General features: G+C 60.1%; 25 protein-coding genes. 13 read left to right on the forward strand and 12 right to left on the reverse strand.

Features of this window, described 5'->3' with window-relative positions:
- Window positions 1-22: 22 nt before the first annotated feature.
- The 5 genes from WC811_RS11930 to WC811_RS11950 form a co-directional block, all read right to left on the reverse strand.
- Window positions 23-601 (reverse strand): YceI family protein, encoded by a 579-nt coding sequence (locus tag WC811_RS11930; RefSeq protein ID WP_372644738.1) that lies wholly within the window; start codon window positions 599-601, stop codon window positions 23-25.
- Entirely contained in the window at window positions 598-1,179 is a 582-nt protein-coding gene (locus tag WC811_RS11935; protein WP_372644740.1) for a cytochrome b, read from the reverse strand. The genes WC811_RS11930 and WC811_RS11935 overlap by 4 nt, the downstream gene beginning before the upstream one ends.
- A gap of 106 nt (window positions 1,180-1,285) precedes the next feature.
- On the reverse strand, window positions 1,286-2,191 hold the full coding sequence (locus WC811_RS11940) for a transglutaminase domain-containing protein (RefSeq protein ID WP_372644742.1): 906 nt from the start codon (window positions 2,189-2,191) through the stop codon (window positions 1,286-1,288).
- Window positions 2,188-4,758 (reverse strand): circularly permuted type 2 ATP-grasp protein, encoded by a 2,571-nt coding sequence (locus WC811_RS11945; protein WP_372644744.1) that lies wholly within the window; start codon window positions 4,756-4,758, stop codon window positions 2,188-2,190. The genes WC811_RS11940 and WC811_RS11945 overlap by 4 nt, the downstream gene beginning before the upstream one ends.
- A 137-nt stretch (window positions 4,759-4,895) precedes the next feature.
- Window positions 4,896-8,198, reverse strand: coding sequence for a DUF2126 domain-containing protein (locus WC811_RS11950; protein WP_372644746.1), 3,303 nt, complete (start codon window positions 8,196-8,198; stop codon window positions 4,896-4,898).
- 328 nt (window positions 8,199-8,526) lie between these two features.
- Between WC811_RS11950 and WC811_RS11955 the strand changes: the two genes are divergently transcribed.
- The 10 genes from WC811_RS11955 (at window position 8,527) to hutX (ending at window position 15,209) form a co-directional block, all read left to right on the forward strand.
- A complete protein-coding gene (locus WC811_RS11955; protein WP_372644748.1) occupies window positions 8,527-9,624 on the forward strand; it encodes a putative zinc-binding metallopeptidase in 1,098 nt (365 codons plus the stop codon).
- Window positions 9,625-9,694: 70 nt separating this feature from the next.
- Entirely contained in the window at window positions 9,695-9,886 is a 192-nt protein-coding gene (locus WC811_RS11960; protein WP_372644750.1) for a hypothetical protein, read from the forward strand.
- A gap of 116 nt (window positions 9,887-10,002) precedes the next feature.
- Window positions 10,003-10,563 (forward strand): hypothetical protein, encoded by a 561-nt coding sequence (locus WC811_RS11965; protein ID WP_372644752.1) that lies wholly within the window; start codon window positions 10,003-10,005, stop codon window positions 10,561-10,563.
- Between the two features lie 17 nt (window positions 10,564-10,580).
- On the forward strand, window positions 10,581-10,844 hold the full coding sequence (hemP, locus tag WC811_RS11970) for a hemin uptake protein HemP (protein WP_372644754.1): 264 nt from the start codon (window positions 10,581-10,583) through the stop codon (window positions 10,842-10,844).
- Window positions 10,845-10,879: 35 nt separating this feature from the next.
- Window positions 10,880-11,785: a hemin ABC transporter substrate-binding protein gene (locus WC811_RS11975; RefSeq protein WP_372644756.1), complete on the forward strand. Its 906-nt coding sequence runs from the start codon at window positions 10,880-10,882 to the stop codon at window positions 11,783-11,785.
- Complete coding sequence (locus WC811_RS11980) at window positions 11,782-12,867, forward strand: FecCD family ABC transporter permease (protein ID WP_372644758.1); 1,086 nt, start codon at window positions 11,782-11,784, stop codon at window positions 12,865-12,867. Before WC811_RS11975 ends, WC811_RS11980 begins: the two co-directional genes overlap by 4 nt.
- A gap of 4 nt (window positions 12,868-12,871) precedes the next feature.
- A complete protein-coding gene (locus tag WC811_RS11985; protein WP_372644760.1) occupies window positions 12,872-13,693 on the forward strand; it encodes a heme ABC transporter ATP-binding protein in 822 nt (273 codons plus the stop codon).
- A complete protein-coding gene (locus WC811_RS11990) occupies window positions 13,690-14,091 on the forward strand; it encodes a bleomycin resistance protein (protein ID WP_372644762.1) in 402 nt (133 codons plus the stop codon). The genes WC811_RS11985 and WC811_RS11990 overlap by 4 nt, the downstream gene beginning before the upstream one ends.
- Before the next feature lie 243 nt (window positions 14,092-14,334).
- A complete protein-coding gene (locus WC811_RS11995; RefSeq protein ID WP_372644764.1) occupies window positions 14,335-14,682 on the forward strand; it encodes an antibiotic biosynthesis monooxygenase in 348 nt (115 codons plus the stop codon).
- A gap of 5 nt (window positions 14,683-14,687) precedes the next feature.
- The gene (hutX, locus tag WC811_RS12000; RefSeq protein WP_372644766.1) at window positions 14,688-15,209 is read left to right on the forward strand and encodes a heme utilization cystosolic carrier protein HutX; all 522 of its coding nucleotides are present in this window, start codon (window positions 14,688-14,690) and stop codon (window positions 15,207-15,209) included.
- Window positions 15,210-15,319: 110 nt separating this feature from the next.
- Here hutX and WC811_RS12005 read toward each other — a convergent pair whose 3' ends face one another.
- The 3 genes from WC811_RS12005 to WC811_RS12015 form a co-directional block, all read right to left on the reverse strand.
- On the reverse strand, window positions 15,320-16,693 hold the full coding sequence (locus WC811_RS12005; protein ID WP_372644768.1) for an ATP-binding protein: 1,374 nt from the start codon (window positions 16,691-16,693) through the stop codon (window positions 15,320-15,322).
- Complete coding sequence (locus WC811_RS12010) at window positions 16,680-17,357, reverse strand: winged helix-turn-helix domain-containing protein (RefSeq protein WP_372644770.1); 678 nt, start codon at window positions 17,355-17,357, stop codon at window positions 16,680-16,682. Before WC811_RS12010 ends, WC811_RS12005 begins: the two co-directional genes overlap by 14 nt.
- A 150-nt stretch (window positions 17,358-17,507) precedes the next feature.
- Window positions 17,508-18,761, reverse strand: coding sequence for a multidrug effflux MFS transporter (locus tag WC811_RS12015; RefSeq protein ID WP_372644772.1), 1,254 nt, complete (start codon window positions 18,759-18,761; stop codon window positions 17,508-17,510).
- A gap of 607 nt (window positions 18,762-19,368) precedes the next feature.
- Between WC811_RS12015 and WC811_RS12020 the strand changes: the two genes are divergently transcribed.
- The 3 genes from WC811_RS12020 (at window position 19,369) to WC811_RS12030 (ending at window position 24,628) form a co-directional block, all read left to right on the forward strand.
- A complete protein-coding gene (locus WC811_RS12020; protein WP_372644775.1) occupies window positions 19,369-19,920 on the forward strand; it encodes an NYN domain-containing protein in 552 nt (183 codons plus the stop codon).
- A 350-nt stretch (window positions 19,921-20,270) separates the two neighbouring features.
- Window positions 20,271-23,432: an efflux RND transporter permease subunit gene (locus WC811_RS12025; RefSeq protein ID WP_372644777.1), complete on the forward strand. Its 3,162-nt coding sequence runs from the start codon at window positions 20,271-20,273 to the stop codon at window positions 23,430-23,432.
- Between the two features lie 14 nt (window positions 23,433-23,446).
- On the forward strand, window positions 23,447-24,628 hold the full coding sequence (locus WC811_RS12030) for an efflux RND transporter periplasmic adaptor subunit (protein WP_372644779.1): 1,182 nt from the start codon (window positions 23,447-23,449) through the stop codon (window positions 24,626-24,628).
- Here WC811_RS12030 and WC811_RS12035 read toward each other — a convergent pair.
- The 4 genes from WC811_RS12035 to WC811_RS12050 form a co-directional block, all read right to left on the reverse strand.
- Window positions 24,625-24,906: a hypothetical protein gene (locus WC811_RS12035; protein ID WP_372644782.1), complete on the reverse strand. Its 282-nt coding sequence runs from the start codon at window positions 24,904-24,906 to the stop codon at window positions 24,625-24,627. The two genes, WC811_RS12030 and WC811_RS12035, sit on opposite strands and share 4 nt — an antisense overlap.
- A 180-nt stretch (window positions 24,907-25,086) precedes the next feature.
- On the reverse strand, window positions 25,087-25,515 hold the full coding sequence (locus WC811_RS12040) for a DUF6691 family protein (protein ID WP_372644784.1): 429 nt from the start codon (window positions 25,513-25,515) through the stop codon (window positions 25,087-25,089).
- Window positions 25,512-25,955: a YeeE/YedE family protein gene (locus tag WC811_RS12045; RefSeq protein WP_372644786.1), complete on the reverse strand. Its 444-nt coding sequence runs from the start codon at window positions 25,953-25,955 to the stop codon at window positions 25,512-25,514. Before WC811_RS12045 ends, WC811_RS12040 begins: the two co-directional genes overlap by 4 nt.
- 196 nt (window positions 25,956-26,151) lie before the next feature.
- A complete protein-coding gene (locus tag WC811_RS12050) occupies window positions 26,152-26,922 on the reverse strand; it encodes a hypothetical protein (protein WP_372644788.1) in 771 nt (256 codons plus the stop codon).

Below are 26,922 nucleotides of genomic sequence, written 5' to 3' on the forward strand. Positions count from 1 at the left end.
AATTATCTAGAAAGAACTGGGACTACTGACGGACGCCTTCGATGTTGAGCGTCAATTCGACGACCTTGGCGGCCGGTCCGAGATCACGCTTGATGCCGTAATCGGCGAGCGTCAATTCCGTCGCGCCAGTAAAGCCATCGCGATATCCGCCCCAAGGGTCCTTGCCGCCACCGATGTGCTCGGCGTTGAAGGAAATTTCCTTCGTCACGCCATGCAGCGTGAAGTTGCCAGTCACGACAGCCTTGCCGTCGCTGGAAGATTTGATGCTGGTGCTTTCGAAGGTTGCCTTCGGAAAGGCGTCCGTGTCGAGCAGGTCGGCGCCGCGTAGATGCTTGTCGCGCAGCGCGAGGTTGGTATCGACGCTTGTCGTATCGATCTCGACTTTTACTTTCGACGCGTCCGGGTTCTTATCGTCGTAGGAGAAGGTTCCGGCGAACTTGTCGAAGCGGCCCGTCAGCCAGCTATAGCCAAGATGCTTGATGCGGAAGGTGATCGATGCGTGGGCATTTTCAGCATCGATCTTGTAGTCGGCCGCAAGTGCCGGCGCCGACATGGCGACCGCTGCCAGCGATACAGCGAACGCCGCGTATTTGAACGTCATTGGTCATTTCCCTTTTCTGAGGTGCGTGAAGAATTCGGCGGCCCCGACCACATCCGGGTCAGGACCGTGCTTTTGTCGATGACGTGATGCTTCAAAGCGGCGGCCGTATGGATGGCGGCAAGCGCGATCGTGACATAGGCGAGAACGCGATGGACGTTGCCGGCTGGCGTTTCGAGGCCCGGCATTTTAATGAGCGCGGGAACGTCGAACCAACCGAAGACGCTGATCGGATCGCCGTCGGGCGTCGAGATCAGGTAGCCGCTTATCATCAGCGCGAGCAGCAGAATGTAAAAGCCCCAATGGACGGCAAACGAGGCTTTGCGTTCGAGCGGCGAGAGTTCGGCGTCTGATGGCTTCGGATTGGACGCGCGCCACAAGAAGCGGCAAAGCAGCGCGAACAGTAGAATCATTCCAACGCTGCGATGGATGTCGGGAGCGGAATTGTAATACGGGCTATAGTAGTCGAGGCGGACCATCCATAGGCCGAGGATGAACATCGCAAAAATCGCGATGGCCATCAGCCAATGCAGAAGGCGCGAAACGAACCCGTAGCCCTCAGATGTGTCGCGAATATACATTGATGTCCCACCCTGCGCGCGAAGCGCTGCCTCACCGGCTCGCGAACAGATGCAGGCGGGGAGATAGCCTTTCAAGAGGGCACAAAAAAGGAACTATCAAAACGGATTAGAGACCGTTGATCATGCCTGCGGCCGCATTGGCGACCATGTTGACATCGACGCCGACGTCAACGGAATGTTCGCCGCCGCCACGGAGGACGCCGCTGATCGGACTGACGTCATCGTAATCGCGTCCATAGGCAACTGTGACGTGCTCGTCACGAACGATGATGCCGTTGGTCGGGTCGAAATCGACCCAGCCGCATTCCGGCGACCAAACGGAGATCCACGCGTGCGAAGCGTCCGCGCCTTGCAGCTTTGGACGACCGACGGGCGGACGGGTATGGAGATAACCGCTGACATAGCGCGCGGGAATACGCAGCGCGCGAAAGCATGCCAACGCCAGATGCGCGAAATCCTGACAGACGCCGCGGCGCATGGCGAAAACCTTCGTTACGGGCGTAGAAACGTCGGTCGCCTTAGGATCGAATTTGAAGTCGTTATAGATCCGCATTACGAGATCCATAGCGCCATCGAGGACGGGCCGCGACGGCGCGAATGACAGCGATGCGTAATCCGCGATTTCCAATGTCGGCGTCGTGAGGCGAGACGCGCAGCGAAACAGCAGGATGTTGACGTCACGCTCGCTTGCCGCTCGTAGCAAGCTATAATCGAGAGCGTCCCATGAGGTCGTCGCGACGAGATTATACTTCGGCGGCGGCAATTTCTCGACCGTGCTGCGCGCGAGCAGGACCAGTTCTTTGTGCGGCGATTCAATATCGAGAATGACATCGAGATTTCCGAACGAATCGATGCCGTCTTGCCGGGACGCGGGCGCGGGCTCGACGAGTAAGCTGTGGTGGCGGACGATTTGGCCCGGCATGGCGCGCGGCGACATATGCACGAGATGCAATGACTGCACGACCGTCGAGCGGTAGCGATATTGGGTTTTATGGGTGATATCGAAAATCATATCGAAGGTTCGACCCTCGTATGAGCGCGATGCGGGGCTTCATCCATGACGTTGAAGTAGTGCCGCGAAATTTCGTTTGAAAGCTCGGGCAGCATATCGAGCTGATCCTTCAGCAGGTGCTCCAGCGTCGCGCCATTCTCTTCCTTCGCCATGGCCTCGACGTCCGCCAGGCGGATCGATGTCAGAAGCGCGAGGATAAGACGGCGGTCTTCGGGAAGTCCGGAGCCCTGATAGGAATCGGGTAGGCTTTCGAGATGCCGTGCGATCGCGGAAAGCTGATAGGCGTGACTGCGCGGGTTCGTTTCGTCGAGCAGCAGCAGGTCGAGAACCAGTGGGAGCATCGGATCGAGACGATACCGCGACCGGTAGGTGATGAAACTGTCGGCGAGTTCGAGCAGGAGAAGAAGGCTGCTCGACGTCTCTTCCGGACCTGAGACCGGAATGAAAAGCGTGAGGATCGCTTCGCTGAGATTGTGGGCGCGTTCGATGCGGCGGCCCATATCGAGGAACGACCAACCGAAGTTCCTCGTCATGTTCTCGTGCATGAAGCCGTTGAATGCCGCAACGGCCGCAACGCCTTCATCGAGGAGATCCAAAATCTCGACGGGGTGCGCCGAGGTCAAGGCCTGCCGCCAAGCCTCGCCCGGGCGGAACTTGCTCAGCGTCTGCCAGGCTTCGAGCGAGAGGCGATCACGCACTAGGTGGGCGACGCGATAGAGACCGTCGAGCGTGCGTTCGAGGGTCCGCGAACCGAGGCCGCTGGTAATGAGGCGCGTACAGAGCCGCTCGATCTCGTCGTCGTGCGGCGTTTCGCGGCTGCCGGTCACGGAACTCAGATCCTTGCCGATCAGAACCTGAAGACACTTGCGAGCGGCGCGGCGGCCGGTGTCGGGGCCGCTGTCTTCCTCGACGCGGCGCAGCGCGCCACGAAGCACGCGCATGGTCCAATCGGCACGCTCGCTGTAGCGGCCGAGCCAAAAGAGGTCGTCGGCGACGCGGCTTTGAATGACGCGTTGCGATCTCTCGACGCGAGCCGTCGCCAATGTCGGCCGCCAGAGACTGACGTGGGGCTCCTGCTCGCCCGCGCCGAGCACCCAAACGTCGCGCGTCTCGCCGTCGGGCGCACTCAACGCGACGGCACGATCGGGGGCGACACACATCGCGAGACCGCCCGGCATGACCTGATAGCCGCCGGAAGCGGTTCGCGACACGAATACGCGGACGGCGAACGGTTTGCGCGTCAGGCCTTCGCCACCGTAGACCGGCGCTGAGCTGAAGCCGATCTTCTCCTCGGCGACGAGCGTGGCGCCGTGAAGGATGATGTCGCGTTTCATCTTTTCGCGTTCGGGGCCGGAAAGGGCGCGCGCTTCCCAGCCGAGCGCGGCTTGTCCCGGACGGCCCGTGCCCTCCTGGGCCTTGCGAATGGTGAAGCGCTCCGGGTTGTCGAAAAGCTCCTGACGGGCATCGGCGTCGCCGAGCCAACGGCGGGGCGCATCGTACAGTTCGAGATCCTCGCCGAGGACGTGGCGCGCGAGTTGCGGCAGATACGGTCCGAGGCCGCGGTTCTGCGCGAGCGCCGTGCCGATCGCATTGACGACGATGTGCGGCGACTTGCGGCAAACCCTGAGCAAACCCGACGGGCCGATAAAGCCGGTCGGGTCGAGTTCGAGAGGATCGCTCGATTTGCCGCTGATGCAGCGGACAATCAGGTCGATCTCTTTGAGGCCTTCGAGCGTCTTCAGGTAGACTTGGCCGCTTCTGGTCTTGAGGTCGTGCCCCTCGACAATCAGATAGCCAAGGTAGCGCGCGAGATAGGCGTGTGAGAAATAGTCTTCATGATGCGGCCCTGGCGTCAACAGGGCGACGCGCGCGTTTTCCCGACCGCTGTGGAGCATCAACCGCGTTTGCAGCTCTTGGAAATAGGGCGCTAAACGGCGGGCGTTGCAGCCCTTGAAGATGTCGCCGGCGACGTGGGTATGAACGACCCGATTGGCGAGCGCGAAGCCGATGCCCGCCAGCGTCTCGGTGTGATTATCGATCACGCGCCATTTGCCGTCGTCGCCGCGGGCGAGATCGGCGGCGTAGAACATCAAGCCGCCCGCATTCGGCAAGATGCCGTTGCAGGGCACGAGATAAGCGGGATCGGAAAATAAAAGCTCGGCCGGGACCATGCCCTGACGCAGCAAATTCTGATGACCGTAGACGTCATTGAGAAGGGCATCGAACAGGCGGGCACGCTGAATGAGGGCGCTCTCCAAGCCCTGCCATTCACTCGCCGAGATGACGATAGGCAGAAGATCGAGCGCCCAGCGCTGCGCCGAGGTGTTGGGGTCGGCGAAGATGTCATAGGCGATGCCCGTTTCGCGGACACGTCGCGTTAAGCGGCCGACGCGGAGCTTGCGTTCGTCCTCGGTGAGTTCCGCCAATCCGTCGAGCAATGGCTGCCAATGGTCGCGAACCGCGCCGCCGACATCCAGAAGCTCGTCATATCCCGATACCTCCCGGCGCCGGTAAGCGCCCAAAAGGTCGGCCAATGGCTGCGTCTTCATTGCCGCTGCTGTCGTCATTCCGACTGATCCACGCCGCGACCGTCCCCCAAATCGATGATCGCACGGCACACACTATCATGCGCCGAATCGCGGTCTGCAAGCGAGCCGGCGCAGCAAACCGGGAAACGGTTAGTGAAATCCACCAATTGCGACTTTCAGCTCGGATTACGCCGAAGGTCGAGGGTGCAGGGGTAATCCCGGTTAACGCCCTCCGGCTTGACGCGCATGGCCCCCGCCGTATGCCCTTCCGCGTCAAAACGCGCTAAGCGACGGCCCTCGGCTTCGTAGCCGTTGATGGGGAAGACCTCGAAGCTGCGGCCGCCCGGATGCGCGACATGATAGCGGCAGCCCGCGATCGAGCGGCCACTCCAGGTATCGACGACGTCGAACGTGAGCGGCACGTGCGGCGGAACCGTCGGATGCAGCGCGGAGGGCGGCCACCAAGCGCGGTAACGAACGCCCGCGACGGCCTCGTCCCAATTGCCGGTCGAAGCTAGGGGGAGAGGCCGGCCGTTGCACGTTACGACGTAGCGTTCCCCGGTCTGGCCTTTGACCTTCACCTCGACCCGCTCTAGCGAAGAATCGACGTAGCGGGCGGTGCCTCCGGCAGTGCTCTCTTCGCCGAGCACATGCCACGGCTCCAGGGCCTGACGCAGCTCAAGCGTCAAGTTCTCGGCAGTGACTTTGCCGTAAAGCGGAAAGCGGAATTCGAAGTGTGGCCGGAACCATTCAAGCTCGATCGGCAAACCCGCCTCTTTGAGATCGCCGACGACGTTCGCCAAGTCCGACCAGAGGTAATGTGGCAGCATAAATCGATCGTGAAGTGCGGTTCCCCAGCGCACGAGTTTCTGGCGATAGGGCTTTTCCCAGAACATCACGATCAATGCTCTGAGTAGTAGTTGCTGCGCCAAGCTCATGCGGGCGTGCGGCGGCATCTCGAAGGACCGGAACTCGACGAGGCCGAGACGGCCCGTCGGGCCGTCGGGCGAATAAAGTTTGTCGATGCAGATCTCGGCGCGGTGGGTGTTGCCGGTCACGTCCACGAGAAGGTTGCGGAAGAGGCGATCGACGAGCCAGGGCGGGATATGTCCGGCACCAGGTTCGGGCACTTGCGATAGCGCGATTTCAAGTTCGTAGAGCGATTCATGACGGGCTTCGTCGGAGCGCGGCGCCTGACTCGTCGGACCGATGAACATGCCTGAGAAAAAGTACGATAACGCGGGATGGTTCTGCCAATAGGTGACGACGGACGCCAATAGATCGGGTCGGCGCAGGAACGGACTGTCGGCCGGCGTGATGCTGCCCAAAACGATATGGTTGCCGCCACCGGTTCCTGTATGGCGACCATCGAGCATGAACTTCTCCGCGCTGAGGCGGCAATCGTGGGCTTCCTCATAGAGCGCCGTAGTGACCGCGACGGAACTTTCCCAGTTTGTCGAGGGATGAATATTGACCTCGATAACGCCGGGATCGGGCGTCACCTTGATGACGTTGAGGCGCTCGTCCGGCGGCGGACTGTAGCCTTCGATCTGAACCGGAACGCCGGTCTGCTTCGCGGCTTCTTCGATGGCGGCGATCAGCGCGGCATAATCCTCGGCATCGTGGAGCGGCGGCATGAAAACGCAGACGGCGTTGCCGCGCGGTTCGACCGTCAATGCGGTTCGCACCGCGCCTGAAATTTCCGGAGTGAGATTGGCCTGCTCGGTCACGCGTGGGGCTTCGAGCGTCACGACGCGGCGCTGTTGCAAAAGCACCGTGCGCTCTGGCAACGGTCGGCTCGGCCCCATCGGATCGCGCTCGATAGGGTGGGGATATTCGAGCGGGGAGACCACAGGAAACGACTGCAAGGGGAGGCGGAAGCCAGCGGGCGAATCGCCCGGAATGAGGAAGAGTTGGTCGCGCCGGACCGACCAGCGCTCGGTGACCCAACGGCGGCCACGATCGGCCGTCTGCCACGCCTGAATCGGCAGCACGTAGCTTGCGACCGTACCGAGACCACGATCGAAGACACGCGCAATACGCGCGCGCTCGGCCGGGTCTTCGAGCTTGTTCGCATCGGCGGTGACGTTGATCGGAAGCTTGCGTTCGACCAGAAGGAAGTGTGCGGGATCTTCATAGGCCGCCATGCCGCTGTCGGCGGGCAGACCGAGTTGCGCGCACACGCCGCGCATCAGCTTCGCAGCGTCTTCCGGCATCGCGGGGCGCGCCACGCTTTCGCTGACGATCAGATCCTGGTTCTCCCAAAGCGGCTGGCCATCGCCGCGCCAGTAGAGCGCGAAGGACCAGCGCGGGAGCTGCTCACCGGGATACCATTTACCTTGGCCGTAATGGAGCAATCCGCCCGGAGCGAAGCGGCGCTGCAGACGGCGAGCCAGTTCATCGGCATAGCGGCGCTTGGTCGGTCCGACTGCCGCGGTATTCCATTCGGCGCCCTCCATATCCTCAGCGGAGACGAAGGTCGGTTCGCCACCCATGCTGAGACGGACGTCGCCCTTGGCAAGGCGCTCGTCGATGGTCTTGCCGGTTTCGATAATCGTTTGCCACGTTTCGTCGTCGTAGGGCTTCGTGACGCGCGGGGTCTCGCGGATGCGCGTGACTGCCATCATGAAGTCGAACTCGACCTCGGCCTTGGTGTGGCCGCCGGTGATCGGAGCGGCGCTGACGGGATGCGGCGTGGCTGCAAGCGGAATATGGCCTTCACCCGCCAACAGCCCCGAGGTCGCGTCGAGGCCAACCCATCCGGCGCCGGGAAGATAGACTTCGCACCAGGCGTGGAGATCGGTAAAATCCGTGTCGGCACCGACAGGACCGTCAAGAGCCTTCACATCGGGTTTCAGCTGAATGAGATAGCCGGACACAAAGCGGGCGGCGAGGCCGACGTTGCGCATGACCTGCGTCAAGAGCCAGGCGCTGTCGCGGCACGACCCGCATGCCTTTGTGAGCGTCTCCTCCGGAGTTTGAACACCAGGCTCCATGCGGATCAGGTAGCCGACGTCGTCGCGCACCATCCGATTGAGATCGCAGATGAAGTCGATCGTCGTTTGCTTTTTGGTGCTGACCTTGCCGAGATAGCGCTTGAGGCTCGGCCCGACGGGCTCGGGCGCGAGGTAGGGTGCAAGTTCTTTTTTCAGATGGTCGGCGTAGGAGAACGGCCAATCGGTGGCGCTCTCCTCGATGAAGAAATCGAACGGGTTGATGACCGCCATGTCGGCAATGAGGTCAACGGTGACGGAAAATTCCGTCGTCTCCTCGGGGATCACGACGCGTCCGAGAAAGTTGCCGAACGGGTCCTGCTGCCAGTTCAGGAAATTGGTTTTCGGCGTGATGGTGAGGGAATAGCTCAGGATTGGCGTCCGGCAGTGCGGCGCCGGCCGCAGCCTGACGACTTGCGGCCCCATGTTCACAAGTCGATCGTAGCGATAGCTCGTTTTATGGGTCAGCGCGACGTGGAGGACCATGGATGTGGCATTATCCCTGTTTGATCTCGCAATAGACGCCCCGGCGTGAGGGTGCGTGGCAACGAAAGGCTCCCATCTGCGTTACCGGGCGGAAACTTGTGGTACAAGCGCAGTGCGGCCTAAAAGCTGAGCAGCTTGATATTCTGCCGGACGTTTGTGCAGGATGCTGAAGAATTGGAGGACTCGCTGCGATTTATAAAGGCAACTGTGTGACTTATCTGCAAAACCACTCAAACGGAAGCCGCAACATCGCCGCTGACCCTGCCGGAAGCGTAGGCGAACGGCGCTTTCTCTCCTTCATGTCCTTTAGGTGTTGCTGGTACTCAGAATGAAGAATTTTGCCTGCTCGAACTGTGGCAACACAGTCTATTTCGAAAACGTAAAGTGCGTGAAGTGCGACAGCACGTTGGGCTTCGATAGTGACGAGCAGTCGATCGTGGCCATCGCCGATTCGGGAACGAGCAAGGCCGCGCCCGAAATTCCGATTTTCCGAAAGCTCAATCCCGGCCCGAGCGACGTCCTTCTGCGATACTGCGCCAACGCTGAATTCGGGGTGTGCAATTGGTTGACCCCCGCTGGGGAAAGCAACGTCTTTTGCAAGGCGTGCGACCTGAACCGCATCATTCCCAATCTGTCAGAACGCGGCAGCTTGCTTGCTTGGCGCGCGATCGAGCACGCCAAGAAACGTCTCGTTTATTCGCTGCTGCGGTTCGGCCTGCCTTTCGACGGTTCGGCGTCGACGAAAGGACCGCTGACATTCGATTTCGTGCGCAACGCGCTGACGGGACATCTCGACGGTGTCGTCACGATCGACGTCAGCGAAGCGGATTCCGTGGAACGCGAGCGCCAGCGCCAGCAGTTCGATGAGCCCTATCGTTCGCTGCTCGGCCATCTCCGTCACGAGAGCGGACATTACTATTGGATGGTGCTTGTCGAGGAAGGTGGGCGGCTCGAAGAATTCCGCACAGTTTTTGGCGACGAACGCGACGATTACGACGCAGCGCTTGCGCGGCATCATAGCAACGGTCCGGCCGCGGATTGGCATGAGCGGCATGTTTCGGCCTATGCGAGCGCGCACCCTTGGGAAGATTGGGCAGAGACGTGGGCGCACTATCTGCACATGGTCGATGCGCTCGACACGGCCGCCGCCGAAGGCATGGAAGGTCACGGCCTCCGACTCGATCTACGGGACGACATCTATTCAAGCGTGACGTTCGAGGCGCTGATGGCGCGATGGATTCCGCTGACGATCGCTCTGAACAGTCTGAGCCGTAGCATGGGGCAAGACGATTTCTATCCGTTCGTCATCCCCGAGGCCGCCTACGATAAGCTTGAGTTCGTTCATCGCGTCATCCATGAGCTCGCCGAGCATTCGACGGCAACGGCTGCCCCACACACCGACAAAACTTTAAACTTGACTCCATAAGTACACTTTCGCTTAATGGCGCGTCTGCCATTTGCGGGGCCTTGAACCTCGATACTTTGGAGAGAAGCCAATGAAACGCTCGCACCTTGCCGGTGAGCGGTTTGACGTGCGCGACGCGTCCAGCGCCGCACTCGCCGCCTCGATGTTCGCCGCCTCCGTCGGAATGATTTGGGACCTCGCGACCGGTCACGTCTCGACCTTCGATCGCATGCTCTCGAACCTGTCGGAAGATAGAAACCGCGACGCGGAACCGGAATCATAAACGTTTGCCACGGCGGCGCTGGTGACGCCTCGGCCCACGGCGGCTTCTCGCGTCACGAGACCTCAACGGCCACAAAAGCTTTCCCCCCTCTTCTCGAAACTCTCGGATGAACATCAATGCGGAACAAGGCTCCAAAACCGAACAACGGCACTTCGGCAGGTGAAGATGTCTGTGCCGGACACGCGCTCGGATTCCCGCTTCGAAGCGAGCTTGGCTTTTCGCCAATCGAGAATGTTACGCTCGATGTGTTCCGCGCCGTCTGCGAAGTTTATACCAGCGGCTCGGCGCAACCGTGGGAGATCGCCCTCAAGATCTCGGAAGATCATCTCGGCGACGGCGACGGACCTGTTCTCGTCGCGCGCGTTACGGCTTTGCTTCGCGCGCTTCGCGCGGAGCGCAAAATCGGCTTTTCCTATTTGAGCATCGGCTGTCAGCACGTTTCGCCGGATGAACTCGCAGTGGCAGGACTTCTCAAGGCCGTGCGGTCTCGTGACGACTACGGCATTCAGCGCGGCCTCATGCTGGCGCTCGACAAACCCAACGTCACGACGAGAACTCAATCCGCAGCTCGCACGCTTGCCGCGCTCCAGTCGCAACTCGCCGCTTCGCACCCAGATACCAACGCGGAAACGCCGGAGTTTCACGAGCAAACCGTACAAGCCATATATCTTCACTGAAGTGGGCGTCGATCACCATGTCTGCGTCAAACACCATCGCGTTGAACGAGAGAATGCCGCCTAAGAAGCCGTCTATAGGACAAGGATTGCGTCATGGCGTAACTGGCTCGCACGCCGTAACGCCGGTCGTCGACAGCCATCATCACGGAACGATCGGACCGATCGCCCGCTATCGCGTCGACGAACTTCTCAAGGGCGGCCGCGAGGCGACGCTCCTCCATCGCGGTCAGGAATATCGCCTGCGGATTACCGCGACGGGCAAGCTCATTCTGACGAAATAGCCAAACTCAGCAGCAATCATCCGGGATCTATTCCAATGCGCGTGGCGACACGTTTTCTCGTAACTGCCGGCGCGGCTCTCGCGTTCGCAGCAATGACCTCCGATTTGCACCCTGCGCTTGCCGCAGACGCGAGCGATACCGCGCCGCGCATCCTCTCCATCGGCGGCGACATCACCGAAATTCTCTACGATCTCGGCCAGCAGGACAAAGTGGTCGCGGTCGATACCACGAGCCTGTTTCCGCCGGACGCTCTGAAAGATAAAAAGTCGGTCGGGTATATGCGCGCGCTTTCGGCGGAGGGTGCGCTGTCCGTTAACCCGACGCTGATCATTGCCTCCGACGGCGCAGGCCCTCCAGAAGTCGTCAAAGCGTTGAAGGGCAGCGGCGTTCGTTATGTCGAAATTGCCGATAAGCCAAGCGCGCAAGGCGTCCCCGACAAGATCCGCCATATCGGTACGCTCGTCGGCGCCGATGACGCGGCGAATGCACTCGCGACAAAGATCGAAACCGAGTTTGCGTCGCTTGACAATGACCGGAGGCAGATCAAGAGCCGCAAGAAAGTTCTTTTCATTCTCGCCATCGTCAACGGACGCGCCACGGTCGGAGGTGGCGGCACGGCTGCCGATTCCATTCTCCTGCTTGCAGGCGCGGACAATGCGGCCGCCGGTGTGGCCGGCTATAAACCGGTAAACGACGAGCAGCTGACGGAATTCGCGCCGGATGCCGTCGTGATTATGCGGCGTGCCGGAACCGATGAACATCGCGCGAAAGAAGCACTGACCTTGGCGGGCCTTAGCCAAACTCCCGCAGCCAAGACGAATAGCCTGATCCAGATGGACGGCCTTTATGTTTTGGGGTTCGGTCCGCGGGCGCCGGACGCCGCGCGCGATCTGATGAAAGCGATTTATCCGGAGGCGGGCCAGGCTGCCGCGACGCCGTGACGACATTTGACTCCAAGATCGCATTGGGGAGAGCGTCCGTCAGGCCCGCACGCGGAAAACTCTTCCTTACTCTCCTCGTTCTGCTCTTGGTCGTGGCGGTGCTATCGCTTGCCATCGGGCCGACGGGAATCTCGCTACAGGCGCTGCCGCGAGCGCTCGCGGCTTCGCTCGGTTACACAACCGATGCCGCTGCGGCGCGCGATCGTCTCGTGTTGATCGATCTTCGATTGCCACGGACGCTTCTTGCGGCATTCGTCGGCGCGGCGCTCGGCACGTCCGGCGCCATGATGCAGGGCCTCTTCCGCAATCCCCTTGCCGATCCGGGTATCGTTGGCGTGTCGTCGGGGGCAGCACTTGCCGCAATCGCGACCATCGTTCTCGGCCACGGAATTGCCGAGCCCATCGTTGCGCCACTCGGAATTTACGCATTACCGATCGCAGCCTTTACCGGCGGCCTTGTCACCACGATTCTTCTGGTCGCGATCGCGGCGCGTCATGGCCAACTTGCGGTTGGCACGTTGCTGCTCGCGGGCATCGCGATCGGCGCTCTCGCCGCCGCGATCAGCGGTCTTATTGTTTACGCGAGCGACGACCGGGAGTTGCGGGATCTGACGTTCTGGTCGATGGGCAGTCTCTCGGGCGCAAGCTGGCAGAAGGTCTTTGCGGTGACGCCGTTTGCGATTGCCATCGGTTTCCTGATTCCCCGACTTACGCGTGGTCTCAACGGCTTTCTGCTCGGCGAAGCCGAGGCGATGCACCTCGGCATCGATACCGAGCGTACCAAGCGGATCGCCATCGTCGCGACAGCAGCGGCCGTTGGCGCGGCGGTTGCGGTTGCGGGTATCATCGGGTTCGTCGGTCTCGTCGTGCCGCATGTCCTACGATTGATTTCAGGGCCGGACAATCGCGTCGTGCTTCCGGGAAGCGCTATACTCGGGGCGGCGCTCGTGATTTTTGCCGATATCATCGCGCGCATGGTTGTCAGTCCGGCGGAGCTTCCGATTGGGATCGTGCTTGCGCTCATCGGCGCTCCGGTCTTTCTTCATCTCGTGCTGAGGCGCGGCATGGGCGGCTGGGAGTAAGCAGATGCTCGAAGCGCGCGATGTCGTTGTGAAACGCGGTGCGAAGGTGCTTCTCGCCGGCGTTTCCGTTGCGATCACGCCCGGCCAGTTGACGGCCATTATCGGGCCGAACGGCGCGGGAAAATCGACACTTCTGCGTGCCATGGCCGGGGAGCTGCGGCCGACGGACGGCGCGGTGCTGCTCGATGGCGTGGACCTCCGTACCTTCCCCGTCGCACGCCTCGCGACACGCCGTTCGGTCGTCGCACAATCGACTAATCTCTCGTTCCCGTTTACGGTCCTCGAAGCGGTCATGCTAGGCGCGACGGTGCCGGGATTCGGCATCCGCGATCGGGATGCCGCAGTGGCGGCACGCAAAGCGTTGATCGCGGTCGGTTTAGAATCGTTCGAAGACCGCATGATTCATCAGCTTTCCGGCGGCGAACGGCAGCGCGTTCATATCGCGAGAGCTTTATGCCAATTGAGCACCGCGCCGAGGCGCCCCGGCGAGACGGCAGCGCTTCTGCTCGATGAGCCCACCGCCAACCTCGATCTTAAGCATCAAGGAGAAGTGCTCACCGTTATCAAAGAGCAATCGTTGAGCGGACGAGCGGTTTTGCTGGTCATTCACGATCTCAATCTTGCCGCGGCTTTCGCCGATGATGTGGTGCTGATGGCCAATGGCCAAATTGTCGGGCGAGGTACGCCGCACGAGGTCTTGAATGAAGATCTTCTTAGTCACACGTACGGGTGTCGATTGAAGATCGACACGTCAAGCGATGGCAGACGGTTGGTTTTGCCCGCGGCGATCACTCGCAGACAGAGAACTGGAGCGGCGGCAGAATGATGACATTACCCGACGAGATTCATCGTGCTGGCGTGGCCGTGCCATTGGCCATTCCAGTTTTGATCTCAACGAATATCGAGCGTGCGGCCGAGACCTACAGTAGCAAGGGGTTCGCCGTCGTGAACGCTGCACACAATTATCTCATCCTACGCAGACGCGCGGTCGAACTTCATATGTCGGGCGTCACGCATATCCCCGAGCCGCACTGCGTCTCGGCGTATATCCGCGTCGACGACGTCGACGAGTGGCACTCGGCGTTCAAGAGCGGTCTAGCGAAGCGCCTATCCGGACTCGAGGACAAACCGTGGGGTATGCGCGAATTTCATTTCATCGATGAAGACGGCAATCTTCTCAACATCGGTCAGATGCTGCCGACGCATGTCGCGTTCGACTCGTAAGGCCTGAGATAATGTTGACTTTTTATGTGCACAAATTTAGCGTCCGGGCGCTGCGTGCAACGAGCGACCGTTTCGGATTGCGTATCCGGTTTCCCTCCGAACGCGCGGCATGAATTAGAATTGAATGCGTCTTAGAGCCCACTGACTTCCCGTCTCGCTGCTCTGAGATCATAAACAGCGGGCCGGTTCGCAAGAAACCCCAGCTCCGGCCCGCTGTTCCCATGCCACAAAGAGGTACGCCACATGTATATCGCTATGAACCGCTTCAAAGTTGAGCACGGCGCGGAAAAGGATTTCGAAGAGGTTTGGCTGACGCGAGAGGTGAACCTGCACAAAGAGCCGGGCTTCATCACGTTCCACCTGCTGCGCGGCCCGAACAAGGACGATCACGTTCTTTACTCGTCGCACACCGTCTGGCGCTCGTTTGCCGACTTCGACGCCTGGACCAAATCGGATTCGTTCCGGAAGTCTCACTCGGGCGCCGGCACAGCCAAGAAGCTCTATCTCGGCCATCCGGAGTTCGAAGGCTTCGAGGTGATCCAGGAAGTCTCATCCGACGGCACCAAGTCGGTTCTGGCAGCGGCTGAGTAAGCGGAATGACCGAGACTGCATCATCGGAAGCTCCGGTGCGGCCGACGCTTCGCGACAGGCTCGCCAACAATGCCGATGGCATTTTGGAGCAGATTGCCCGCGAGTACGGCGTCAGCACGTTCGAAGCCGTGGAAGCGCTTCCGGCATCGCATCGCGTGATCGTCTCCGGCAGCGAATTCGAACGAATTCTATCGGCACTCACCTCTTGGGGATCGATCGTGTTCATCGTCCACACGCAGGATATCGTGCTTGAATGCGAAGGTCCGATCCCGCCAGGCACATTCGCCCGAGGGTATTTCAACCTTCACGGCGACAGCCCGATCGGCGGACACATCAAGGCCGAGAACTGCAAATCGATCGCGTTCGTGATGCGGCCGTTCATGGGACGCGAGTCCCGCTCCATTCAATTCTTCAATGGCACGGGCGAAGCGATCTTCAAGATTTTCGTTCGCCGCGACGCGCAACGAGAATTGATCGGAGAGCAGGTGGCCCTTTTCGACACACTGAAGGCAAGCTTCACCGGCTGACATCATCGAACTTAGAGATGAACCGGGGGTGGGATAATCGGACGGCGCATAAGGGATGCGTCGTCCGATTTTGCATCTGCGTCACATTCATTCCGGCTTGCGCATTCGCGCTAAACAATGGGAAATCTCACCTCAGCCCTGAGGCCTGGCGCGTTGTCTCCCAAATCAATCTTGGCGCCATGAAGTTCGACGATAGCCGCGACGAGGCTGAGACCCAGACCGCTGCCATCGGTCGACCGGGCGCGCTCAAGGCGATAGAGGCGCCGGAAAACATGGTCGCGCTCTGCTTCGGGGATTCCGGGCCCGGTGTCCGCGACAGTCACGCGATAGATGCCCGGCTCGGTAGTCAAATGGATTGAGATCTCGGTCCCGCCCGGACAATGGCGAATGGAATTCTCGACGAGATTTGCAAAGAGCTGCACGAGAAGCTCGGGATCGCCGCGAACGTGAGCCGGCCCTGTGCAGGTCGTCGAATAAGTCAGCCGATCGCTGGAATCCTCGGCGACGACGTCGTAGACATCGCGGACGTCAGCAAGCAAAAGCGACAAGTCGACCGTTACGAAACGTGCTTTGCGAGCGCCAGCTTCAATCTGGGTGATGCGCAGCAAGGCGTCGAACGTCTCGGAGATTGAATCGATGTCGTTCAACGCGCCCTCGATCGCGCCTTCGAATTCCACCTTATCACCGGCGCCGCGGCGCGCGTCATCGAGGCGCTGGCGCAATCGCCCGAGCGGCTTCTTGAGGTCGTGAGCGATGTCGGATGACGACTGGTTTACGTTCTCGATCAACCGTTGCAGGTTTCCAAGCATGCCGTTCACTTGCAGTGCGACTTGATCGATGTCGTCCTGCTGTCCAGACGTTGGAACGCGGGCGGTGATTTCTCCTTGCGACACGCGGGCAAGCGGACGTGCGAACGCGTCGATGCGATGCTGCGTTTCGCGGGCGAAATAGGTCGCACAGAGCGCAATGGCGAGGAATGCCGCAACCAAGCCATAGCCGAGCAGCTTTTGCAGGAACGACTTCATCTGCTTGACTTCGCTGTTGTCGCTCCCGACCAACAGCTTGCCTTTGACGAGCGGCCTCCAGATCGCCAGGAATTCATCGTCGGGTTCGCCGCGATCGAGCGTGAGGAACAGGTCGGCGCGCTTCAGTGTCATCCATTGGTTCGAATCCTTGACGCCCCGAACATTGCCAGCAAGGAAATTTCCCTTTTTATCGACCAGCTCCATGATGAAATCAGGATCGCGCACGGACTCGCTCTCGCTCGCCACCAGCCCAACGAGATCATCGAAGGTGCGCTCGCCATCGAGAGCGGCCAAGGAATCGAGGGTCGTTTCGACGCGGTCACGAATATCGGCGACGAGCCGCGCGCTGGCGACGAGATAGACGACCGTGAAGAGCGCCAGGATCGTGGTGATGAAAAACAGAGAGAATGTCGCCGCCAAGCGGAACGGCGTCCGCTTCAGGAGGTCACGTGCCGTCATGAACCGTGTATCCGCTCCCGCGAATGGTGTGGATCAGCTCCTTGCGATAAGGCTTGTCGATCTTGGCGCGCAGCCGCGAGATGTGCGTTTCGACGACGCTCGTCTTGGGATCGAAATGAAAACTCCAGACGCGTTCGAGAAGCATCGTGCGCGTTACGACGCGACCGCGGTTGCGCATCAAGACTTCGAGCAAGCGGAATTCGCGCGGCTGAAGGTCGATGACGTCGCCGCCGCGCGTCACTTTCCGGCTTACGAGATCGATCTCCAGGTCGCCGACCTTGAGGCGCGTTTCCTCGCCCTTGGTATGAGGCCGACGCGCGAGAGCGTTAACGCGCGCGAGAAGCTCTGAGAAGGCGAAGGGTTTCACCAGGTAATCGTCGGCACCGGCATCGAGGCCTTCGACCCGATCATCGACACCGCCAAGCGCGGTCAAAAACAAAACCGGCACGCCGCGCCCGGCGCTTCGGATGGTCTTTATGATTGCGAGGCCATCGAGGCTCGGAAGCATTCGATCGAGGATGATGACGTCGTAGTTTTCCGCGACCGCCTGGGCCACCGCGTCCCGGCCGTCCGCCAAATGATCGACGGTGTGGCCTTCCTCTTCAAGACCTTTCAAAATGTACGCCGCAGTATTCTGATCGTCTTCAAGCAGCAGAATTCTCATGCTCGTCTGGCCTCGCGGCTTGCGATTCTGGCAGTCACCATACCTGCCGTCAGTGCCAGCATGTAGTATAGGAAGGCCTGCATGGCCAAGCCCGACAGCGTTTCCCGACGGGCGTTACCAAAATTTTAGGCGGCTGGCGGTCATGTCGGGCTATTGCGCGAACAAACCGGGCGTGCCCTCGACGGCGAGGACGATCAAGCCCGCAATTAGGCTGCAGCCCGCAAATCCGAGCGCAATCGGCAAAATCGAGCCGTCGAAGGCTTGCCCCACCAAACTGCCCGCGACAGCGCCAATCGCCGTGCTGAGCGCGCCGATGACCGACGACGCCATGCCGGCATTGTGCCCTTGCGGCTCCATCGCGATGGCGTTGAAGTTCGGAGAGATCAGCCCGAACAGGAAAAAATTAATGCCGACGGCCACGGCAAACACCGCGAAGTTCGCTGCCCCAACCGCGGCGACAAGCGCCAGCAGGAGAGACACCACAACGGATATCAACAGCGCCGTGTGCGAGACGCGGCGCATGCCCAGGCGGCCGACAAGCCGCGCATTCGCGAAAGACGCCAAAGCAATTGCAGATGCGATGGCGCCGAAGACGATCGGGAAGATGTCGCCAATGCCAAATACGCCAACAAAAACCTGCTGGGCGCTTGCGACGTAAGCGAGAAGGCTGCCGAACATGAACCCGCCGGCGGCCCCGTAGCCCGCTGTCTGCGGATTTAAGACAGCAGTAAAGAACGATTGCCGGAGCGTCATTGCCCGCTCGACGCCGAGCGCGGGGCGCGCCGTTTCCGGCAGACGGATGCCCGACCAAAGCGCCGCGACGGAGGCCATCGCGAGAAGCGCGAAGAAGATCCAGTGCCAATTGCCGACGTGAACCAGCGCTTGTCCCACCGACGGCGCCAGGACGGGAATTGTGATGAAAACCATCATCGCGAACGACATCACGCGGGCCATTTGCCGACCAGCATAGAGATCGCGCACGACGGCGATCGCAATAATGCGCGGCGACGCTGCTCCGATGCCCTGCACGAGTCGCGCGATCAAAAGCATCTCGAACGACCCGGCCCATAGAGCGCCAATCGTACCGGCGATGAAAATCGCAAGGCCGAGCATCAAAACCGGCTTGCGTCCGTAGTGATCGGATAGCGGTCCGAAGAAGATCTGCCCGACTGCGAACCCCGCCATATACAGCACGACGATGAGTTGCCTGTCGTTCTCATTCGTGACGCCGAAAGCCGACGCGATCTCTGGAAGGGCCGGCAACATGATGTCGATCGCCAAAGCAGTGATCGCCATGAGGCTCGCAGTGAGACAAACAAATTCCACGAATGAGATCGACAGCGGCTCGGACGGTTCGTCTGGGCGCAACGCTAGCGTTTGCGCTCCGCGCTCTGACATGGGCATCTTGTTGGTCCTGAAGTGATTTTGCCAAGCCGGCGGAGGACGGGCGGATGCCTAAGCCTCAGGGCGGCGCGCAAATGCGGCCTCAACGTGAACGCCGCCTTGCGAGCGGTGGTTAGCATGCCGGTTTCGTTTCGTCATCCACATGTCGATCGGCGCCCAATTTACACGGGCTTCCAGATATCCCGAGACGACAGCAAGCCTTGGCGACGGAGCAAAGCACACGAGCATCATGCCGTTGCATTCACGGCGCTATTTGACGGCAGATGAATCCGATCTTCTTGCGGCAATGACCGAGCGCATTTGCCAGTCGATAAATCGGCATGTGCGTTGGCATTCGCTCCGTCGATCGCAAACCACGCTTACGCTCACGGCGAATTAAATGAACAACGACGCCTACGGCGTATCGACTAAGGTCCATGATTGGATTTGAAAGTATGATAGTACAATTGCAGTCATATGCATTCATCGATTTCGCCGCCACGTCGCGTACCGCGTTGTATTATTGCGGAGTGGACTAGCAGATCAGACGTATTGACTTTCGAACGCGCTACTCAAAAAGTGCGCCGTATCGAAATCGCGATTTGGATGTATTTTTTGGAATACCGCCATGAATTTCTACCCGACGGAGCGGGTTGCTTTATTTATCGACGGCGCAAATCTTTATGCGACAGCGAAATCACTCGGTTTCGATATCGACTATAAGAGATTGCTTCGACTGTTCCGGGCGCGGGGATTTCTTGTCAGGGCGCTGTACTACACGGCCGTCGCCGACGAGCAGGAGTATTCGTCCATTCGCCCGCTGGTCGATTGGCTCGACTACAACGGATTTGCGATGGTCACGAAGCCGTCGAAGGAATTCGTAGACGGCGCTGGACGGCGCAAAGTCAAAGGCAACATGGATATCGAATTGGCTGTCGATGCCATGAGGCTCGCGGAGAATCTCGATCACATCGTGATCTTTTCGGGAGACGGAGACTTCCGCAGTCTGGTCGCGGCACTTCAGCAAATGGGCAAACGCGTCAGCGTCGTTTCCACCTTACAGACACAGCCACCAATGATCGCCGACGAATTGCGCCGTCAGGCCGATCAATTTTTGGATCTGGCAGATCTCGAGAAGGAGATCGCGCGGGCGCACAATGGCAGGGCCGACGTCCACTAGTATTCTGGTGTTTCCGATTTCCCGGATGGTGCCGCCGCAAAGCTAAGCGACCGGCTCGCTCGCCAGTAGAAAAATTCCACACATCGGGCGAGGGGTTCTACCACTAGCGTTTTCGCCTATGACATTTTGCCGCGCGCAGCGCCGAGACGACGGAGATCGCGGGCGAAACGGACGCGCCGATATGGAACTGCGCTAAACTCTTAGTTCCATTCGATAACTCGCCGCAAGATCGGCCCAATGCCAGCTTGAGATTGGATTAGCTTCGGTCTTTAACGAGATCGGGACTCCGGGGGAGAGGGAGTTCCGACCGTCGGCATTAGAGTGCTCCCGCGCTTCAGCACGGACGACGCATGGTCAATTTCTTCATTCACCGGCCGATCTTCGCTTCTGCGATCGCCGTCATCATGGTGCTCGCAGGCGCCATTTGTTATTTTCTGCTGCCGGTTTCCCAGCTGCCTGACGTCACGCCGCCGCAAGTTGTGGTGAGCGCAATCTATCCCGGCGCCAGCGCGCAAGTCGTCGCCGATACCGTCACAACGCCGCTCGAACAACAGATCAACGGCGTCGAAGGCATGACTTACATGTCTTCATCAAGTTCGAATGACGGATCATCGACGATCACGATCACCTTCGACGTTGGGTATCCCCTCAGCATCGCGGCCGTCGACGTTCAGAACCGCGTCTCCGAGGCCACGTCGTCGCTACCGCCGATCGTCAACCAGGCCGGCATCACGATCCGTAAGCAAAATCCGAATTTCGTATTGATCGTGAACTTAACGTCGCCCGACCACTCGGTCGATCCAGTGGCGCTCAGCAACTATGCCTATCTTCAGATCGTCGATCCGCTGAAGCGATTAGCAGGCGTCGGCGACGTGCAGATCTTCGGCGAGCGACGCTATTCGATGCGCGTCTGGCTCGATCCCGACAAGCTCTCGCAGCTCGGGATTACAGCGGTCGACGTGCAGAACGCGGTCGCCGAGCAGAACATTCAGGTCGCCGCAGGAAAAATCGGACAATCTCCGGCGCCAGCCGGCACGCCGTTCGAAATGCAGATCAGCGCCACCGGACGGCTCAGTACTCCCGAGGAATTCGGCAATATCGTATTACGCGCCAATCCATCGACCGGCGCCATCGTCCGGCTTCGCGACGTCGCGCGCATCGAGCTCGGCGCGCTGCAATATTCGTCGACGGCGTTCTTCGGCAAAGACCCCTCGGTGGTTCTCGCGGTTTTCCAGATGCCGGGCTCCAATGCGCTCGATCTGCAAGAGCGAGTGCTCACCAAGATGCAGGAGCTGTCGAAGCGGTTCCCGACGGGCATCGCTTACGCCATGCATTACGACACCACGCGCTTCGTGTCGGCGGCGATGCACGACGTTGTATTTACGCTGCTCGAAGCATTGTTCCTGGTCGTTTTCGTCGTCTACATCTTCCTGCAAAGCTGGCGCACGACGATTATTCCGACGATCGCCATTCCAGTATCGCTGATCGCGACGCTCGTGATCATGGAGGCGCTCGGCTTCTCTCTCAACATGCTGAGCCTTCTTGGGATGGTGCTCGCCATCGGCCTTGTCGTCGACGATGCTATTGTGGTCGTGGAGAACGTCGAGCGGCAGCTTGAGAACGGACTCAAGCCCATGGATGCCGCCCTGAAAGCGATGTCGGAGGTGACGGGCCCGATCATCGCGACGACGGGCGTGTTGATGGCCGTCTTCATCCCGGTGGCGTTCATTCCGGGCGTCTCGGGCCGCCTCTATAACCAGTTCGCCTTGACCGTCGCGATCTCTGTCGGCATTTCGGCGTTCAATTCGTTGACACTCAGTCCGGCCTTGGCGGCGGCATTCCTGCGCCACAGACAGCCGTCGACATTCTTCCTCTTCCGCTGGTTCAACGCGGGTTTCGAACGTCTGTCGCACGGCTACGCCGTCTTCGTACATTTCCTCATCCGCATTCGCTGGGTGATGATGCTGCTGTTTGCCGGCGTTCTCGCCGCGACGTATTTCATCGCGCAGCGGGTGCCGTCGACGTTCCTGCCGGTCGAAGATCAGGGCTACTTCTTCGTCGTGGTGCAGCTACCGGATGGCGCGTCTCTTGAACGAACGGATGCCGTCGCACAGCAGGTGAGGGATATTCTCCAAGGAACGCCTGGCGTCGATATCGTGGGTTCCATCAGCGGCCTCAACTTCCTGACGAACGCGGCGCAATCGAATTCGGCCGTCGAGTTCGCGATCCTGAAGCCATGGAACGAGCGGCCGCCCGAACAGAGCGCATCGAACCTCGTGGCCGCGGTCCGGGGTAAATTGCTGATGATTCCGGATGCGTTCGCGCTGAGCTTCGATCCGCCTTCGATCCCGGGTCTTGGAACGACTGGTGGCTTCGAATTCCAGGTCGAGGATTTGACGGGACGCGGTAGCGCGGCGCTCAACGACGCAACGCAAGCGCTGATTGCGGAGGCGCGCAAACAGCCCGAGCTCGATCCACAGCAGCTCTTCTCGTCGTTCTCGACGTCGACGCCGCAGTTCAAGTACGACCTTGATCGCGCGAAGGCGAAGCTGCTGGGCCTCAATCTGCCGGACGTGTTCAACACGCTGCAGATCTATCTCGGCTCGCTCTACGTCAACGACTTCAATCTGTTCGGGCGGACGTTCCGCGTCACGCTGCAGGCGGATAAAAATTCGCGCTCGAGCGCATCGGATCTGACACGGCTTTATGTGCGCAACGCGACGGGCGGCATGGTGCCTCTGAGCACGCTCGGAACCTTGAAGCCGATCGTCGGACCGGAAACGGTGCCGCATTATAACAATTATGCCTCGGCGCTCATCAACGGCGGACCGGCGCCCGGTTACAGCACGGGACAGGCGATCGAAGCCATGGAACGCGCCGCAGCGACGGCGCTGCCGCGCGATTTCAGTTACGAATGGACAGGCATCACCTTCCAGGAATTGAAGGCCGGCTCCATCGCCATCATGGTGTTTGCGCTCGCGAGCGTGTTCGTGTTCCTGATCCTAGCGGCCCAGTACGAGAGCTGGTCGATGCCGTTCATGGTGCTATTGGCGGTGCCGCTGGCGCTGTTCGGCGCGCTGCTGGCGCTTTGGGTCCGCAATCTGCAGATCGACGTGTATTCGCAGATCGGCTTCGTCATGCTCATTGGCTTGTCGGCGAAAAACGCCATTCTGATCGTCGAGTTCGCCAAACGGCGGCGGCTTGAAGGCCTGTCGATCGTCGAAGCAGCGATGGAAGCCGGGCGGCTCCGGTTGCGTCCGATCTTGATGACGGCATTCGCTTTCATCCTTGGCGTCGTTCCGCTCATGATCGCGACGGGCGCAGGCGCCGCGAGCCGGCAATCGATCGGCACGACGGTTTTCGGCGGTATGTTGGCGGCGACGCTGCTGACGCTCCTTTTCGTTCCGGTCTTTTATGCCATCATCGAAAAATGGCGCGAGGGCCGCGATGCAGATACGTCCGGCAGTGCCGAGGCGACGCATGGTTCTTCAAACCCCATTGCCGCCGAATAGATAAGGAATTCGCGATGCGCGTTTGGAAAGCAGTTGTTCTGGGGCTGGTCCTTCTGGGCGGAGGCACGGCGTACTATTTCCGGCAGGACGTCCCGAAGCTTATCGCCGAAATCGACGGCAAGGGCGCGGCGCCCCCTCCGGGCGCGTTCGTCATGCCGGTGCCGGTGACGCCCGTCGTCAAGCGAGCCGTCAGCATCTATCTCGATTACTCTGCGCGTACAGAATCGATCAACGACATCACGCTGCAGGCGCGCGTCGCCGGATACGTGCAGCAACAGCACGTTGCCGACGGCTCAGACGTCAAAACGGGAGAGCTTCTGTACACGATCGACCCGCGCGACTACCAAGCCGCGCTGGACCGAGCGAAGGCCGAGAAGCAGCGCGATGTCGCGGCCCGCGATTACGCCAGCTCGAATCTGGAGCGTGGCACGGAGCTGACGAAAAGCGGGTGGCTCGCGAAGGATACCTTCGACCAGCGGTCAAGCTCGCTTCGACAGACAGAAGCCGGCATCAGCATCGACGATGCTGCCATTCGAACCGCCGAACTCAATCTTGAATACACGCAGATCCGTGCACCGTTCGATGGACGGCTCGGCAAGAATCAAGCGTCCATCGGCACCCTCATCAGCATCGCTGGGGCTCCGCTCAATACTCTGGTCCAGCTCGACCCCATCTACGTGACGTTCAATCCCGCGGAATCGGATTTGGCGGCGATCGAGAAAGTTCACAAGAGCGGCGCCATCGCCGCCGAAATTTTGGTGCCGGGAGACAGCAAGCCACCGCACAAGGGAACGATCACGTTCGTCGACAATGCCGTTGACCGGCTGACGGGCACACTCACAGCGCGGGCCACGATTGCGAACGCAGATCGCGGCTTGCTGCCCGGTCAATACGTTCGCATTCACGTTCACGCGGGGGAGAACCCCAATGCCCTCATGGTTCCGCAAACGGCTATCGGATCGAGTCAGCTTGGAAAATACGTCTATGTCGTCGGCGATAAAAATATCGCGCAGCAAAAGCTGGTGACGCTCGGTCCGACAGACGGAGACCTCGTGAGCGTGGTCGGGCTGGAGGAGAAGGACCTCATCATCACGGGCAATCTGCAGAAGATCGGCCCGGGATCGCCGGTGCAACCCATCACCGCGCCGCCGCCTCAGGCGAAGGCGTCGCTGCAAACCGGCAGCCTAGCGAACTAGGGCTTGCCGGGAATTTTGACCTCATCTTGGTGGGGACTCACAACGGTATAGTGCGTGTGCCCCGGCACATCGGAAGGTATATCGGTCGTTGACGGTGGCATGAGCGGCTGTTGAAAGACCGGCAGCGGTTTTGCGTCGCCCGGGCGCTCCCCAACCATGATGTACCAGCCACAGAAAGCGGCAAGCGCGAGCAGCCCCAGCACGAGTGCACCCGTATGATCTGCACCGGGTGAGGGCGTCGGCACTTTGGCGCGTCCGGCCGGATCAGATGCATTCATCGTCGCGGACCGCCCAGTTGTGTCTCACACGATTGAATCTCAAGCTTCCGTCTCATCGCTCGCGCACAAGCGGGTCGGTGAAATTCCGATGCATTTTTGATATTGGCGGCGCGCGCAAATAGCAACGACTTCACGCGGTTCGTCGCCAATGAGTCTTTGCGCCGCGCTCTTATTTCAACATCACGCCTTCTGAAGGCTCGCTACCCGCTTCAGCCATGACGCGAACGCGACGCCGATCAGCATCGCGGGAACGAAGACGAAAATCGCTGGCGCCGCGAGTACAATCGATACGAGCGCGGGGCCGGGACACAAACCGGCGAGTCCCCAGCCAGCGCCGAAGATCACCGCGCCTGACGCCAGATTTCGATCGATCTGGCGCGATGTCGGCACGCGAAAACGGGTATCGAGCATTGGCTTCTCGCGTCGAAACGCTAGGCGATAGCCGATCGCGGTGACGATTACGGCGCCGCCCATGACGAAGGCGAGGCTTGGATCCCAATGACCGGCGATGTCGAGGAAGTTCAGAACCTTCGCCGGGTTGGCCATACCCGACAAGATAAGCCCGAAGCCAAACAGCAAACCGGCGAGCAGATTGACGAGAACGATCATTGTCCCGCTCCGACGATATGTCTCGAGACGAAGACGACGACGATTGCGGTTGCCATGAAGATGGCGGTGGCGACGAAAGAGCGGGGCGAAAGCCGGGATAGCCCGCAAACGCCGTGACCGCTCGTGCAGCCGCCGCCGTAAACCGCGCCGAAGCCGACGAGCAAGCCTGCGACAGCAGCGAGCGGGAGATTTTCGGTCACGGTCTGCGCCACGCTATGTCCCGACACGGCTATCCAAACGAGAGGGGCCGCGATCAGCCCTACGATGAAGGCAAAAGCCTGAAGCGGCTTGCTGTCCGTGCCTGGCATAATCAAGCGGCTCAAAATGCCGCTGATGCCCGCGATGCGGCCGCTCATGAGCATTAGAAGGACGGCCGCGCATCCGATCAAAGCTCCGCCCGCAGCCGAGGCGATTGGCGTGAAGTCGGTTTCGATCGGCAAGGCTCACTCCTGCGCTATTTTAGAGTCCGGTGCGCAAGAATAAGCAGTCTTGACGCCACGAGATACGCCTGTCGTCAATCAGTTGTTGACGACCAGAATTGCGAATTTGGCTGTCTAGCAACGGCGAACGCCGAGATTCAACAGCCGCGCTCGATGCGCGGCTGTTTTTTTTGCAAAGCAATCCGTGCGGTAGCAATTAGCTTTTGGCTCTCCAAGCATCTTCGGACGAGCCGTTCCAGGAATCGGCTTGCGCGGTTTTTTCACCCGGCTTCCCGATCGACGGAGAAGACGGGGTTTTGGCTCCCCGGCCGAAAAGGCTGGCGCCGCCAGTTAGGTCTCCCATCCGCTTGCGCATCGACGCGGAAATTTTTGGAGCTGCGGAGTATGCGCGCGCTTCTTCCATGTTGGCCGTCTGCGCGTAGTCTCGATTGGTCGCCGCCATCACCTCCATAGATGCGGAAAGCGATGCTTGGTCGAGACCGATATTGGCGACGTTTTCACGGTTGATCCCCATCCCCACTCCTTGCTGCGCGCTATCTAGACCAGCGCCGAGGAAAATGATCAGCCAACCCTTCTCTTGGCGCGTTCTCACGAGCTCGCTGATGCTGGAGTGTGTGTGTTTACGGGAGTGATTTTCCATGCCGTCGGTTACGACGACGAGGATTGCTTTTCCCCCTTTCGCCCGGCCATCGAGACTATCGATGCCGCGACCCATCGCATCGTAGAGGGGCGTCATTTCACGCGGGATGAAATCCCCTTCCGTTATATCCTTCGCGCCGGAAAGTTCGCCTGACCTAATCGTGTCGATCGACAAACTGTCGAATATCGTCAATTCGAAATCGGCGGTTGCGAGTTCCGAGCCGCGCGCCTCCGCAAGATATTTATTTACGGCATCAATCGTGGACTGGCGGCAGCTATTCATCGAACCCGAACGGTCGAGCACCATCGTAATGTATGTTTTATCCAT

The sequence above is a fragment of the Hyphomicrobium sp. genome, from assembly GCF_041659645.1.
Taxonomy (GTDB): Bacteria; Pseudomonadota; Alphaproteobacteria; order Rhizobiales; family Hyphomicrobiaceae; genus Hyphomicrobium_B.

Excerpts from the sequence above, each read along its gene's own strand:
- WC811_RS11935 (WP_372644740.1), bottom strand. The coding sequence starts at position 1,179 with ATGTATATTCGCGACACATCTGAGGGCTACGGGTTCGTTTCGCGCCTT.
- WC811_RS11995 (WP_372644764.1), top strand. The coding sequence starts at position 14,335 with ATGTATATCGCTATGAACCGCTTCAAAGTTGAGCACGGCGCGGAAAAG.
- WC811_RS11940 (WP_372644742.1), bottom strand. The coding sequence starts at position 2,191 with ATGATTTTCGATATCACCCATAAAACCCAATATCGCTACCGCTCGACG.
- WC811_RS12020 (WP_372644775.1), top strand. The coding sequence starts at position 19,369 with ATGAATTTCTACCCGACGGAGCGGGTTGCTTTATTTATCGACGGCGCA.
- WC811_RS11955 (WP_372644748.1), top strand. The coding sequence starts at position 8,527 with ATGAAGAATTTTGCCTGCTCGAACTGTGGCAACACAGTCTATTTCGAA.
- WC811_RS12010 (WP_372644770.1), bottom strand. The coding sequence starts at position 17,357 with ATGAGAATTCTGCTGCTTGAAGACGATCAGAATACTGCGGCGTACATT.
- WC811_RS11950 (WP_372644746.1), bottom strand. The coding sequence starts at position 8,198 with ATGGTCCTCCACGTCGCGCTGACCCATAAAACGAGCTATCGCTACGAT.
- hutX (WP_372644766.1), top strand. The coding sequence starts at position 14,688 with ATGACCGAGACTGCATCATCGGAAGCTCCGGTGCGGCCGACGCTTCGC.
- WC811_RS12030 (WP_372644779.1), top strand. The coding sequence starts at position 23,447 with ATGCGCGTTTGGAAAGCAGTTGTTCTGGGGCTGGTCCTTCTGGGCGGA.
- WC811_RS11960 (WP_372644750.1), top strand. The coding sequence starts at position 9,695 with ATGAAACGCTCGCACCTTGCCGGTGAGCGGTTTGACGTGCGCGACGCG.
- WC811_RS11945 (WP_372644744.1), bottom strand. The coding sequence starts at position 4,758 with ATGACGACAGCAGCGGCAATGAAGACGCAGCCATTGGCCGACCTTTTG.
- WC811_RS11965 (WP_372644752.1), top strand. The coding sequence starts at position 10,003 with ATGCGGAACAAGGCTCCAAAACCGAACAACGGCACTTCGGCAGGTGAA.
- WC811_RS12015 (WP_372644772.1), bottom strand. The coding sequence starts at position 18,761 with ATGCCCATGTCAGAGCGCGGAGCGCAAACGCTAGCGTTGCGCCCAGAC.
- WC811_RS12025 (WP_372644777.1), top strand. The coding sequence starts at position 20,271 with ATGGTCAATTTCTTCATTCACCGGCCGATCTTCGCTTCTGCGATCGCC.
- WC811_RS12040 (WP_372644784.1), bottom strand. The coding sequence starts at position 25,515 with ATGATCGTTCTCGTCAATCTGCTCGCCGGTTTGCTGTTTGGCTTCGGG.
- WC811_RS11985 (WP_372644760.1), top strand. The coding sequence starts at position 12,872 with ATGCTCGAAGCGCGCGATGTCGTTGTGAAACGCGGTGCGAAGGTGCTT.
- hemP (WP_372644754.1), top strand. The coding sequence starts at position 10,581 with ATGTCTGCGTCAAACACCATCGCGTTGAACGAGAGAATGCCGCCTAAG.
- WC811_RS12005 (WP_372644768.1), bottom strand. The coding sequence starts at position 16,693 with ATGACGGCACGTGACCTCCTGAAGCGGACGCCGTTCCGCTTGGCGGCG.
- WC811_RS11930 (WP_372644738.1), bottom strand. The coding sequence starts at position 601 with ATGACGTTCAAATACGCGGCGTTCGCTGTATCGCTGGCAGCGGTCGCC.
- WC811_RS12050 (WP_372644788.1), bottom strand. The coding sequence starts at position 26,922 with ATGGATAAAACATACATTACGATGGTGCTCGACCGTTCGGGTTCGATG.
- WC811_RS11990 (WP_372644762.1), top strand. The coding sequence starts at position 13,690 with ATGATGACATTACCCGACGAGATTCATCGTGCTGGCGTGGCCGTGCCA.
- WC811_RS11975 (WP_372644756.1), top strand. The coding sequence starts at position 10,880 with ATGCGCGTGGCGACACGTTTTCTCGTAACTGCCGGCGCGGCTCTCGCG.
- WC811_RS12035 (WP_372644782.1), bottom strand. The coding sequence starts at position 24,906 with ATGAATGCATCTGATCCGGCCGGACGCGCCAAAGTGCCGACGCCCTCA.